Genomic DNA, 13145 nt, shown 5'->3' with positions numbered 1-13145 from the left:
GGATATTGATTTTCCTGCAGGAATTTCTCAAGACCTTGCGAATAGACTCCTGTAGCTTCGAATACGATTTCAGGCACTTGACCATCGAGATCTGTTAAGGAATCAATGCGCTTTTTTAGTGATTGAAAACCGGTTTGGTTATGTTCCAATTCGCCTTCATGGTGGCAGTGCTGATTGTGATCGTAAACGACCATCGTACTTTTTCCCATACTGACATCAAAAGCGATAACGTGTTTCATACGTTTCCTCCTTTTTCATTCTTCATAGAAGTCCATCACAGTGCCTTATCGATTCCACTTTCTTATACACGGTCTCGAAGACCCAACATACTAATCTGATTCTGATAAGGGTGTGAAGTGAGTCGGTTTCCTGATTCGGATTCTAAGACCCCAGCGTCCGCACGACTTCCCTTCACTTCTACAAAAAAATAGTAGCACAAACCGTGGCCTTGGTTTGTACTACTAATGTTAGTATGTTTCCGGGGGGCACGGCTTTAGCCGCTTCCCTCGCGATGCTCAGTCCAGGGTCTAAATCTCGTGCTGATCCCCTCGGAGTCGCCGCCTCCATTCCAAACAACTAGAAATCGTTTAAATTTGAATATAATTTTATCCATTTTGTTTATTATAAAATAGCAACTCTAATCTCTACTAATTGGAAAATGGTTGTCTATTGCTTCAGAGATAAACGAAAGGAATAGACAACAAGCTTCTTTATTAATCATTTGAAATATATTTATACAAAACCAGCAATCAGTTAAGTGGTATTATTGTCAATTATCCGTTTAAGCAGAGATCGTTGATTGGAGCGCAAGGCGGCGACTCCAGTGGGAATAGCACGAGCTGAAAGCCCCAAAGGAACAAAGTGACGAGGAGCTTGAAGCCGTGCCCACGGAAAGCGTCCGCCTGAAGTGGAAATCAAATTAATTCGAATTTCATTATAATATATAGCATTAATAAATTTTCATCAACAAGAAAACTCCGTACAAAATGTACGGAGTTTAGTTGATTAATTTGATTTCATTTTTTTGAATTCTTCAGTAAGCATTGGAATTACCTCGAAAAGATCTCCAACAATTCCGTAGTCAGCTACCTTGAAGATATTCGCTTCAGGGTCTTTATTAATAGCAACGATGATTTTCGAGTTTGACATACCAGCCAAATGTTGAATTGCTCCCGAAATACCAGCTGCAATATATAAATCTGGTGTTACAACTTTACCAGTCTGACCGATTTGAAGTGAGTAATCACAGTAATCAGCATCACAAGCACCACGAGAAGCTCCTACTGCCCCACCTAATAGGTCCGCAAGTTCTTTTAATGGTTCGAAACCATCTTCACTCTTCACTCCACGGCCACCAGCAACGATTACTTTTGCTTCTGATAAATCAACGCCTTCAGTTGATTTACGAACAACTTCTTTAATAATCGTACGAAGGTTTGTAATATCTACACTCACAGATGACACGTCACCAGAACGGCTTTCATCATGTGCTAGAGGTTCGATATTGTTTGGACGAATCGTTACAAAAACGATTCCTTCTTTGATTTTTACTTTTTCAAATGCTTTACCAGAGAAGATTGGGCGAATGAATACTGCACCTTCTCCTTCTCCTTCAATATCAGTAACATCAGAAATTAATCCTGATTGTAATTTACTTGCTACTTTTGGAGATAAATCTTTACCTAATGCCGTATGCCCAAAGACAACAGCATCTGGTTTTTCATTTTCAACGACAGCCATGAATGCTTGGCTATAGCCGTCAGATGTATATGTTTTTAAATGAGGATGTTCAACCGTAACAACACGATCTGCCCCATAATGAATCATTTCATTTCCTAAAGCTTGTACAGAATCTCCTAGTAAAATAGCGACAACTTCTCCGCCACCAGATATTTTTTTAGCAGCTGCAATTGCTTCAAACGATACATTACGTAAAACGCCTTCACGCGCTTCACCCAAAACGATAACTTTTTTTGTCATGATGTGTTTTCCCTCCAATACAAATGTTCAGATCCGATTATATGACTTTTGCTTCTGTACGAAGTAACTGTACTAATTCTGTTACTTGAGCAGAAATGTCGCCTTCTAATACGCGACCTGCTTCTTTTTTAGGAGGCAAGTAAATGTCAATTGTCTCCGTTTTTGCAACAACATCGTCTTCATCAATATCTAAATCGTCTAGTTCCACTTCATCCAATGGTTTCTTTTTAGCTTTCATAATCCCCGGAAGTGATGGATAACGTGGTTCATTTAAACCTTGTTGAGCTGTTACTAAAAGTGGTAAAGAAGTTTCAATTACTTCTGAATCCCCTTCAACATCTCTTACAATGCTAACTTGAGTTCCGTTAATTTCTAACTTAGTAATTGTTGTTACATAGTTAATATCAAGTAAATCAGCAACACGTGGTCCTACTTGTCCTGATCCGCCATCGATTGCTACGTTTCCTGCTAAGATTAAGTCTGGATTTTTGTCTTTTAGGTAGTCAGCTAAAATCTGTGCTGAAGTGAATTGATCAAGTTCATCAATATCGTCTTCAACATTTATTAACACAGCTTTATCAGCACCCATTGCTAATGCAGTTCGAAGCTGTTTTTCAGCTTCCTCGCCACCCATAGTTAAAACGGTTACTTCCCCGCCATGAGCATCGCGAACTTGAATTGCTTCTTCAATTGCATATTCATCATAAGGATTAATAATGAATTCTGCACCATCTTCTTGAATTTTCCCACCTGAAACAACGATTCTTTCTTCTGTATCGAATGTACGTTTTACCAACACATAAATATTCATGTGACAGACCTCCCAATACTTGTAATTAGTTTCCTTTAAACACAGGCTCTCGTTTCTCAAGGAAAGCTTGAATGCCTTCTTTTGCGTCTTCTGAAACGAAAACGGTTCCAAAAGATTGTGCTTCAGCTTTTACACCTTCATCATACGAGTAAGTTTTTGCAAATTGCAACATTTCAATGGATGCTTTAACTGCAACAGGACTCTTTTTAGCTACTTTTTTTGCTAATTCCATCGTCTTAGCTTCAAGTTCCTCTTCAGCAAATGCACGATTTGCTAATCCCCATTGGACAGCCTCTAAGCCAGTAATAGGTTCACTAGTAAATAGCATTTCTGCTGCTTTTGGAACACCTACTAGTCGAGGAAGTCTTTGTGTGCCAGCAAAACCAGGTATTAACCCTAATTGAAGTTCTGGCAATCCTAGTTTAGCATTCTCAGATACGATTCGCAGATGACAGCTCATAGCGAGCTCTAATCCCCCACCAAGTGCAGCACCATGAATTGAAGCAATAACTGGTTTAGAGAAACGTTCAACACGTTCGAAAATTTCTTGTCCACTTGCAGCTAGTGCAGAGAACTCTTCCCCAGTTTGAATAGATGTAAACTCTTTAATATCTGCTCCTGCAGAAAAGAAACGTCCTTCTCCTTGTAAAACAACAACACGCACATCTTTATCGTGTTCAACTGCGTTTAACAATTCATTGACTTCAAGAATCAATGCTCTTGATAATGCATTTGCAGGTGGTCGGTTAATTTTTACAACCGCAACATAATCTTCGATTGTCCAACTTAAAAACTCCACTCACTTCACCCTTTCAGTTATGCTCTCATACCACTAAGAAGTAACTTTTGCACTTTTGGAGCTAATTTCATTAGATCGTATTTTTGATCATTCATGACCCACGTTGTAATGGTCTCATCAATTGTACCAAACACCATGTGACGAGCAAGTCGTATGTCCAAATCTTTATTAAATTCTCCATTTTCCAGTCCTTCAATCAAAATGTGATCAAGCAAGACAAGATATTCTTTTAAAACATCGTTAATCTTTAATCGAATATCTTTATTTGACTGGCGTAACTCCAACTGAGTAACGATTGCTAAATGGTGATCAGTTGCTAGTACACGGAAATGATTATCAATCATCTTCAAAAGCTTTTCACAAGCAGTTGATTCATCTTTAATAATCTGTTTTAAATTTTCGACGAACACGCCCATTTTTTCGGTGAAAACCGAAATGAGAATATCTTCCTTGTTTTTAAAATACAAATAAATGGTTCCGTCAGCGACACTTGCTTGTTTCGCGATTTTAGAAACTTGTGCTTGGTGGTACCCGTTTTCAGCAATAACAATAACGGCAGCATCAATTATTTGTTTATATTTCGGTTTGTCTCGTTTCAATAAATTCACCACCAAAAAAAGAAAATATGAATGACTATTCATTCATATTTTCATATTATTATGAACAAGCTGTGCGTGTCAAGAAATCTCTCTAAGAAATCTCGGAAGCTTGTTTTACTTTTTCTTTTTCTTCATCAACTAATGAGCGACGTAAAATTTTTCCGACCGCCGTTTTCGGTAATTCTTTTCTGAACTCATAAATTCTCGGTACTTTATAAGACGCTAAATGTTCGCGACAGAACGTGTTTAATTCTTCTTCAGAAATATTTTCTTCTTCTTTTAACACGATATATGCTTTTACTGTTTCGCCTCTATATGGATCTGGTATTCCAGCAACCACACATTCTTGAATCGCAGGATGTTCATATAAAACTTCTTCTATTTCACGAGGATAAATATTAAATCCACCTGCTATAATCATATCTTTCTTACGATCAACAACATAGAAGAAACCTTTTTCATCCATATAACCTAAATCTCCGGTTAATAACCAACCATCACGCATTGTTGCAGCTGTTTCTTCTGGTCGATTCCAATAACCTTTCATAATTTGTGGACCTCGTACACAAATTTCTCCAATTTCTCCAGGTGGCAATGGTTCAGTTGAATCCATTTGGAAAATCGCAGCTTCTGTATCTGGCCAAGGAACTCCTACAGAGCCTTTAATTCTCTCAACGTCCCACACAAAATTGGCATGAGTAACAGGAGAAGATTCCGTTAAGCCATATCCCTCGACTAACTTTCCGCCGGTAACTTGTTCAAACTTGTCTTGAACTTCTACTGGAAGCGGTGCAGAACCACTTAAACAAGCTTCAATTGACGACAAATCGTACTTCGCAATATCTGGATGATTTAATAGTCCAATATAAATAGTTGGTGCACCAGGGAACAATGTTGGCTTTTGTTTATCAATCGTTTTCAATGCCGAGTCCACATCAAATTTCGGTAATAAAACCATACGATTTCCTAACATAACAGACAGGATTAAAACAGTGGTCATTCCATACACATGGAAGAATGGTAAAATCCCTAAAATCGTCTCTTCCCCTTTTTTACACTTATAAAGCCATGCATCACACATAGAAGCATTTGAGATTAGATTTTTGTGCGTCAGCATAACACCTTTAGGGAAACCAGTTGTACCACCAGTATACTGCAAAATTGCAATATCTTCTTCAAAATTGAAAGCATTTTCTAAAGGTTCAGCCTTAGCTACTTTCATAATTTCAGGGAATAGGTGATTCATTCCACGATGCTCTACTTTAACACTAAAGCCATATTGCTTTTTCTGAATAAAAGGATACACCAAATTTTTCGGGAATGGTAAATAGTCTTTAATACCCGTAATGATAACGTTTTCAAGATTCGTTTCTTTTAAAACCTTCGAAATACGTGGGAATAAAATATCAAGAGACAAAATCGCTTTAGCTCCAGAGTCCTTCATTTGATAAGAAATTTCCCGTTCTGTGTACAAAGGATTTGTTTGTACTACAATTGCACCAGCATACAAAATACCGTAGTAAGCAATTACATTTTGAGGACAGTTAGGTAGCATAATTGCTACTCGATCCCCTTTTTCAATTCCTATCGTGCGTAAGTAGTTAGCAAACTTTAAAGCAGATTCATATAATTCGCTATACGTGACATCTTTCCCAAGAAAATGAATGGCTACTTTTTCCGGATAATTCTTATAAGCACGCGTCAAATATTCTTGAACAGGTATTGGATCGTAATTAAGCGTGTGCGGAATTTCGGGTGGATATTGTGATAACCAAGGTTTTGCCGTCATTGTATTTCCCCCTTTTTTAAATCGTTTGAATATTCCTATTCTTCATTATAGAGAAAAATGAATCGACATTCAATTCAATCTAGAAAAAAACATGGGACAATTTTCTTATCCCATGCATCCGACTTACTGAAGATATAAATAGACTATGCCCACTACAATAAAAAGTACACAAACGCCTAATAAAATTTTCGCTAACTGCTCCACTTAATCCGCTCCTAAGATATGCTCGCTCCAATGACAAAGGACAGCCCTACTGAAATCGATAAGGAAATAAAACCGACAGACCGATTGTCTTGTTCAATTTCACGATCAATATTAAATTTAGGGGTGAAAAATTCAAATAAGAAATAGGCTAATACAAGAAGGAAAAATCCATAAAGTCCCCAACCCATAATTTCAGGTAATGAATTGTGATTTTCAATCGAATATTTGAAAATATTGGCCACACCAAAAATTTTACCACCTGTTGCCATTGCTACAGCAATATTACCTTTTTGAATTTCTTCCCAGTTGTTGTACTTCGTAACAAGTTCAAAAACAATCATCGTTAAAATAATACATAAAATTGCTACACTAAAATAACCTGCTGTTTGAACAAGGGGGTTTTGCCAAAAATCAATACCTAACATTTACATTGCTCCTTCAAATCTTTCTTGCTAATACGGATGAGCAAAGAGATGGTTTCATTTATTTCAATTCAACCATCGTCACTCCATGGCCACCTTCACCCGCTTCACCAAATCGATAACTCTTGACGCGGGAGTGATTTTTCAGGAATTGCTGTATTCCTTGTCGCAAAGCACCTGTTCCCTTGCCATGAATAATCGATACTTGGTGATAGTTGGACAGAACAGCATCATCAATGTATTTTTCAGCTCTCATAATCGCATCTTCGTATCTCTCACCACGTAAATCGAGCTCAAGTTTAACATACGAATCACGACCTTTAACATTTGTCATAGCAACTGTTTGTTTTTGTTTCTCAGGCTTCATGTATTCCAAATCGGATTCGTGACATTTCATTTTTAAGATACCAATTTGAACGATCCATTCATTGCTTGAGACTTTATCTAGCAGCGTTCCTTTTTGGCCATAGCTTAGTACTTTTACTTCGTCACCTTGAGTTAAAGTCATCTGTCGCTCATTCAATTGTTTTTGTTTCTTCAAAACTTTGTTTTCAGGAGCGGCTTTTTCCAGTCGTTTTCTAACATCAATTAATTCATGTTCTTTAACGGTTTGATTGGCATTCATTTGCATCTTACGTAATTCTGCAATTATTCCATCTGCTTCACGTTTCGCTTCTTCAACAATTTTACGAGCTTTTTCTTTCGCCTTTTGTTCCAATGTTTCTTTTTTCTCATCTAATTGTTGCAGCTGTTCATGTAAATCTGATTTAAGCTTTTCAGAATCTGAAAGATTGATTTTTGCTAATTCCGCATCTTTTTCAAACTGTCTTCTACTTGTTTCTAATGAAGCAATCATCGATTCCACTTCGTGACGATCAGTGCCAGTAAAGGATTGAGCATGTGAAATAATGTGACTCGGTAAGCCGAGACGTTTCGAAATTTCAAAGGCATTACTTCTTCCAGGTACACCTATCAATAGTTTGTAGGTTGGACTAAGTGTTTCTACATCAAACTCAACACTCGCATTTGCTACGCCATCCCGGTTATATCCATAAGCCTTTAGCTCAGGATAATGGGTTGTCGCCATTACTCGAGCTCCGCGACCGTGTACTTCATCCAATAAGGAAATAGCTAGGGCTGCACCTTCTTGCGGATCTGTGCCTGCGCCCAATTCATCGAATAATACTAGACTATTTTCATCAAATTTCCCTAGAATATCAACTATATTAACCATATGAGACGAGAAAGTACTCAAGCTTTGTTCAATCGACTGCTCATCTCCTATATCCGCAAACACTTGATCAAATACAGCAATTTCAGAGCCGTCAAGGACAGGAATCGGTATTCCTGCTTGCCCCATTAATGTACATAATCCAACTGTTTTAAGGGTGACTGTTTTACCGCCCGTATTTGGTCCCGTAATGACGATTGCAGTAATATCCTTGCCAAATTCAATACTATTTGGTACAGCTTCATCTTTATCTAGCAATGGATGTCGAGCTTTTATTAAGCGAATGATTCCATTGTTATTAACTGATGGTTTTGTACAATTATTCGCTTGTCCATATTTTGCTTTCGCCAGAATTACATCGATTTCACCTAATATGTTAACTAAGGTAAACAAGTCATGAGCCACAGTCTGAACTTCTAATGACAGAGCGATTAAAATTCGTTCAATCTCTTCTTGCTCCTTCATCTTCAATCTACGAATTTCGTTATTCGCTTGGACTACCGCATCTGGTTCAATAAATAATGTTTGTCCTGATGATGATTGATCGTGCACAATTCCACCATAATTACTGCGATATTCTTGTTTAACAGGAATTACATAACGATCATTACGTATCGTCACAATAGAATCGGATAACATTTTAGAGGCATTTTTACCTCTAGTATAGCTTTCAAGTTTCTCTCGAACGCGACTTTCTTGGGCTCTCAACGATTGTCGAATTGTTCGAAGCTGCGTACTAGCACTATCAAGGACATGACCATTGTCATCAATACATGCAACGATTTCATGTTCTAAAGCTGTTAATATTGGTAATGCTTGTTTATGTTCAATGAAATATGGAATGGCAATTTCTTTCGATTCTTCTACTGCTTCAAAAAATTGACGTAGAATACGACTCGCTCTAATTGTACTTGCGATTTCCATTAATTCCGTTGGACTTAACATCCCACCAATTTGAGCTCGCTTTGCGTGACCACGCACGTCAAATATACCACCCATTGGCACATTGCCTCTAATTCTTAGTAAGGCAAGACCTTCATCCATTTCATCTAATAGACGTGTGACTGTTTCTAAATCAATAGAAGGCTCTAATTGATCAAGATGAGATCGACCTAGTGAGGACGTACAAAAATAGGCAACTTGTTCTCTAATTTTATCAAATTCTAGTGTTTTCAATGCGCGTTTAGCGATCATCCAAAACACCTCCATTTACTCTTTTATTGTAGTTATTTTAATTGCTGATCCTGTATTTTATAAAGGACTCTCAAATTGTAATGCTAGGTAAAAAAATTTTTTTACAATTACTTTAAATAGTCAATCAGTTTTTCGATTGACCAAGTATTAACGATATTAGATTCTTTTAACCAAGCTTTTTGTGCGTATTTGACACCTGTATCCATAAATCGCAATTGATCAATGCTATGCGCATCTGTATTAATCGCAATTGGTACCTGTAATTCTTGAGCTTGAACTAAATATTCAGTCGCTAAATCTAATCGATGAGGATTTGCATTTAATTCGAGAATTTTGCCATATTTAGCAGCCCACTCAATTAATTGTGGAACATCTGGATTATAGCCTGCTCTTTCTCCTACAATTCTACCTGTAGGATGAGCAATCATGTCAACATGTTTATTTTTCATTGCGGTTAACAATCGTTCCATGATCTTTTCTTGTGGTTGACTGAAGCTTGAGTGTATAGAAGCAATAACAAAATCAAGTTGTTCGAGAATTTCATCGTCAAAATCTAAAGATCCATCAGGTAATATGTCCATTTCTGTTCCTGCTAAAATATGAATGGATGGATACTCTTTTCGAAGTTTATGGATTTCTTCCATTTGCTCCATTAACCGTTCTGCAGATAAACCATTTGCTACACGTAGATAATGTGAATGATCAGTTATGGCTATATGGGTATAGTTCTTTTCAATACAAGCCTCTATCATTTCCCGAAGTGAGTGCGCTCCATCAGACCATGTGGTATGCATATGTAAATCAGATTTAATCGCTTCTAAGTGTAACAAGGTTTTTAATTCATCGATTCGATCAAACTCTTTTGAATCTTCTCGAACGGCTGGTGGAAAATAAGGTAGACCGAAATGGCCAAAAAATGCTTCTTCGGACTCAAACGTTAGATTCGTGCCGTCTTCTTGTTCCACTCCATATTCACTGATTTTCTTTCCTTGAGATTTGGCAATTTGTCGCAATTTAACATTATGATCTTTAGACCCTGTAAAATGGTGAAGCGCTGTAATAAATGCCTCAGGCTCGACAATTCGAAAATCCACATCAATCAGCTCTTCCAGTTCAATCGTAACGGAAACTTTTGTTTCTCCAGCAGCAATAATTTCTTTAACTGGAAGGAGCTTTAACAATGCTTCTTTTACATCAACAGGATGCTTAGTCGAAATAATAAAATCAAGATCCTTACTCGTTTCTTTTACACGTCTAAAGCTCCCCGCAACAGAGAAACGATCCACCTGTTTTATATTACTAACGATGTCTTCAATTAATAGGACAACTTGATCAAAACGCCAAATCGGTAATCGATCAGGTCGGGAATTAAATTGTTCGATTTCTTTTAAGATTTTCTCTTCAGTCTTCGCAGCAAATCCAGCTAAATTTTGCACTTTTCCATCTAAACAAGCTTGTTTTAATGATTCCATCGAATCAATGCCTAGTTCCTGATACAGCTTTGCAATTTTCTTGCCGCCTAAACCTGAAAGTTTTAATAGAGGTAAAAGACTACTTGGCACTGATTCTTCTAATTCAATTAATACGGTTGATTTTCCGGTCTCAAGTAATTCTTCTATTACAGATGCTGTGCCTTTTCCAATTCCTTTAAGCTTCGTTACATCATCCATTTCCGAAAGACTTCTTGGGTCCAGTTCGAGTGCTTGAGCTGCCTTTCGAAAAGCGGAAACTTTGAATGGGTTTTCACCTTCCAATTCCATATAAAGAGCAATTTTTTCGAACGTACGAATAATTTGTTTTTTATTGATCATAAACAGCCACTCCTTTAATAAAAAGTCGTTGTATTTTTTCGGAATAATAGTGTGTATCCAATGAAACTCTCATTGTGAATAAAAGCAATCCAATTTCAAAAAACAACCAGATCAATCATAGTTATTTATCAGTTTAAAAAAACTTCTCTCCTAAGAGAGAAGTCATGATTTCACATAAATGTACCACCAATCTTTAACTGTATCAGATAAAAATGGCGTATTCTCTAATAGATAAGTAGCTAAAACCGAATTGTTCATTAGATTTTGGAATGGAGCAATCGGTAATAACGCGATTACATAAAGTATAATAAAGAGAATAATATACAACTCAATGAATCCTAAAATCGCACCAGCGATTCTACTTACAAAACCTAAGACGGGTAAATATTTCAAGAAATCAAACATCGAAGCTACTAATTGAAGAGCGAATTTAATAACAAAGAAAATAATGGCAAATGCAATTAGTTGATAAAAAGTCTGATCTAAATCCAAACGATCAATAGCTAATGTTAATGTTGAATCCGAATCCACTGTAGGATATGGAATCCAAAGAACAAATTTTTCTGCTAGTGGTTTATAATAGGTATAAGCAACAATGAGAGCAATAATGAATCCAGTCATGTGAATCAATTGGACAATTAAACCTCTTTTAGCTCCAACTACTAAACCTACAATTAATAAGACAAGAATAAGTATATCTAACATGAATTCAACCCTTTAACCTTTTAATTTCTTCTTCTAGTAATTCTACTTGCTCTTTCAATTTCACATATTCATGGACCGAATTTACGGCTGTAAGTACCGCTAATTTAGCACTGTCTAGTGAGGGGTTATGTGAATTGATTTCGCGCATTTTATCGTCAACCATAGATGCGACTAGGCGCATATGACCTGACGTTTCAGATCCAATCATTTTATACGATTGGCCATATATATCAACAGATATTCGATTTTTATGTAGTTTTGTCAAATTCGACCCTCCCCAACAAAATACTAGTCATTATCATACCATGAAATGGATACACATGTGAATACTGAGACACGAAAGGAATCCTGTCATGACCAATCAAGTTATTCAATTAAACGCTAAACAGTTATCTGAAGTTGCCACTTACTATGATACTCATAAGATTATTCGCTCTGCACCTGGTGTTGTTTTCGCGGCTAAACTAACGGATACATCTATTACTGGATATAAGTCAGGCAAGGTTTTATTCCAGGGGGCTGGTGCAGAAAGAGAAGCAAATCGTTGGAGCAGTGATTTGCTAAAACCAAAAGTAAGTGCTGCAAAAGGTGATACTTTACCTCTTGGTTTCTCTCAAACTTCAGTCATTGGATCTGATGAAACAGGAACTGGCGACTTTTTTGGACCGATGACGGTTGCCGCATGTTTCGTCTCGTCCGATCAAATCGAATTAATCCAAGAACTTGGTGTGAAAGATTCGAAAATGCTGACAGATCCACTAATGCGTAAAATTGCTCCTGACTTAAAAGAAGTATTGACCTACAGTATTTTAACGTTAGGAAATGAAAAATATAACAAAGTTCAGTCTAAAGGTTGGTCACAAGGCAAAATCAAAGCCCTTTTACATAACCAAGCTTTGAAACATGTACTGAACAAAATGAGACCTCAAAAACCAGATTACATTTTAATTGATCAATTTGCTGAACGTGGCATTTATTACAATCACATCAAAATGGAAAAAGAAATAATTAGAGAAAATATACTTTTCTCAACCAAAGCTGAACAATTACATGTAGCAGTTGCAGCAGCTTCCATATTAGCACGTGTTGCCTTTTTAGAAGAGATGGATCGATTAAGTTTAAATGCAGGTGTAACTCTTCCTAAAGGAGCCGGTTCCAAGGTGGATGAAGTTGCTGCCAAGATTATACTATCAAAAGGTGAAGATTATTTATCAACTATTACGAAAAAACATTTTGCGAACACTGGAAAAGCATTGGCAATTGTTAATAAGAAGAGAAACAACTAATTAAATCGGACTGTCCAATACGTCATGAAACACGACATTTATGGAGAGTCCTTTTTCTTAAAGTTGAAGGACAGGAAGTTCATTTATGGCGTCTACCTTGTTGCGTTATTATAGCGGTAGACTCGTATAATTGCGGTAGATCTACATAATGTCGTTTGAGCTTCAGAATATAGCGGAAAAATCGATTAATATGGAGTTTGCGATCATTAAATTGGCGATAGATATGAATTCACTAACCAACATCAAATTTTCACCACCGCCAAAGACATTCAAGAAAACGCTAACCGTCAACATTCCTCTCCAAAAATTCCTCA

12 protein-coding genes are annotated in these 13145 nt (G+C 36.9%); 1 reads left to right on the top strand and 11 read right to left on the bottom strand.

The genetic code is table 11. The features are described 5' to 3' along the window. The 11 genes from ACHUE4_RS06025 to zapA all read right to left on the bottom strand — a co-directional run. Nucleotides 1–239 (bottom strand): IS110 family transposase (locus ACHUE4_RS06025; RefSeq protein ID WP_463510137.1); only part of this gene is annotated, 239 nt, incomplete at its 3' end. Between the two features lie 766 nt (nucleotides 240–1005). Next, entirely contained in the window at nucleotides 1006–1980 is a 975-nt protein-coding gene (locus ACHUE4_RS06020) for an electron transfer flavoprotein subunit alpha/FixB family protein (protein WP_394188471.1), read from the bottom strand. A 37-nt stretch (nucleotides 1981–2017) separates the two neighbouring features. Then, complete coding sequence (locus tag ACHUE4_RS06015) at nucleotides 2018–2791, bottom strand: electron transfer flavoprotein subunit beta/FixA family protein (RefSeq protein WP_394188470.1); 774 nt, start codon at nucleotides 2789–2791, stop codon at nucleotides 2018–2020. Nucleotides 2792–2816: 25 nt separating this feature from the next. Further along, nucleotides 2817–3590: an enoyl-CoA hydratase gene (locus tag ACHUE4_RS06010; RefSeq protein WP_394188469.1), complete on the bottom strand. Its 774-nt coding sequence runs from the start codon at nucleotides 3588–3590 to the stop codon at nucleotides 2817–2819. 17 nt (nucleotides 3591–3607) lie between these two features. Continuing rightward, a complete protein-coding gene (locus ACHUE4_RS06005) occupies nucleotides 3608–4189 on the bottom strand; it encodes a TetR/AcrR family transcriptional regulator (RefSeq protein WP_394188468.1) in 582 nt (193 codons plus the stop codon). Between the two features lie 91 nt (nucleotides 4190–4280). Further along, nucleotides 4281–5978, bottom strand: coding sequence for a long-chain-fatty-acid--CoA ligase (locus ACHUE4_RS06000; RefSeq protein ID WP_394188467.1), 1698 nt, complete (start codon nucleotides 5976–5978; stop codon nucleotides 4281–4283). 215 nt (nucleotides 5979–6193) lie between these two features. Further along, the gene (locus ACHUE4_RS05995) at nucleotides 6194–6607 is read right to left on the bottom strand and encodes a DUF350 domain-containing protein (protein WP_394188466.1); all 414 of its coding nucleotides are present in this window, start codon (nucleotides 6605–6607) and stop codon (nucleotides 6194–6196) included. A 58-nt stretch (nucleotides 6608–6665) separates the two neighbouring features. Beyond that, entirely contained in the window at nucleotides 6666–9029 is a 2364-nt protein-coding gene (locus ACHUE4_RS05990; RefSeq protein ID WP_394188465.1) for an endonuclease MutS2, read from the bottom strand. A gap of 107 nt (nucleotides 9030–9136) precedes the next feature. After that, on the bottom strand, nucleotides 9137–10837 hold the full coding sequence (gene polX / locus ACHUE4_RS05985; protein WP_394188476.1) for a DNA polymerase/3'-5' exonuclease PolX: 1701 nt from the start codon (nucleotides 10835–10837) through the stop codon (nucleotides 9137–9139). A gap of 165 nt (nucleotides 10838–11002) precedes the next feature. Next, entirely contained in the window at nucleotides 11003–11545 is a 543-nt protein-coding gene (locus ACHUE4_RS05980; protein ID WP_394188464.1) for a CvpA family protein, read from the bottom strand. Nucleotides 11546–11549: 4 nt separating this feature from the next. Further along, a complete protein-coding gene (gene zapA / locus ACHUE4_RS05975) occupies nucleotides 11550–11810 on the bottom strand; it encodes a cell division protein ZapA (RefSeq protein WP_394188463.1) in 261 nt (86 codons plus the stop codon). Between the two features lie 88 nt (nucleotides 11811–11898). Between zapA and rnhC the strand changes: the two genes are divergently transcribed. Then, nucleotides 11899–12831: a ribonuclease HIII gene (gene rnhC / locus ACHUE4_RS05970; protein WP_394188462.1), complete on the top strand. Its 933-nt coding sequence runs from the start codon at nucleotides 11899–11901 to the stop codon at nucleotides 12829–12831. Nucleotides 12832–13145: the final 314 nt, after the last annotated feature.

The sequence above is a fragment of the Paenisporosarcina quisquiliarum genome, from assembly GCF_043641925.1.
GTDB lineage: Bacteria > Bacillota > Bacilli > Bacillales_A > Planococcaceae > Paenisporosarcina > Paenisporosarcina quisquiliarum_A.
Note: the sequence above shows the minus strand (reverse complement) of the source record. Positions and strands in the feature narration are given on the sequence as shown.

Coding starts and splice junctions, on each gene's coding strand:
- ACHUE4_RS05995 (WP_394188466.1), bottom strand. CDS start 6,607: ATGTTAGGTATTGATTTTTGGCAAAACCCCCTTGTTCAAACAGCAGGT.
- ACHUE4_RS05980 (WP_394188464.1), bottom strand. CDS start 11,545: ATGTTAGATATACTTATTCTTGTCTTATTAATTGTAGGTTTAGTAGTT.
- ACHUE4_RS05990 (WP_394188465.1), bottom strand. CDS start 9,029: ATGATCGCTAAACGCGCATTGAAAACACTAGAATTTGATAAAATTAGA.
- ACHUE4_RS06020 (WP_394188471.1), bottom strand. CDS start 1,980: ATGACAAAAAAAGTTATCGTTTTGGGTGAAGCGCGTGAAGGCGTTTTA.
- ACHUE4_RS06015 (WP_394188470.1), bottom strand. CDS start 2,791: ATGAATATTTATGTGTTGGTAAAACGTACATTCGATACAGAAGAAAGA.
- rnhC (WP_394188462.1), top strand. CDS start 11,899: ATGACCAATCAAGTTATTCAATTAAACGCTAAACAGTTATCTGAAGTT.
- ACHUE4_RS06000 (WP_394188467.1), bottom strand. CDS start 5,978: ATGACGGCAAAACCTTGGTTATCACAATATCCACCCGAAATTCCGCAC.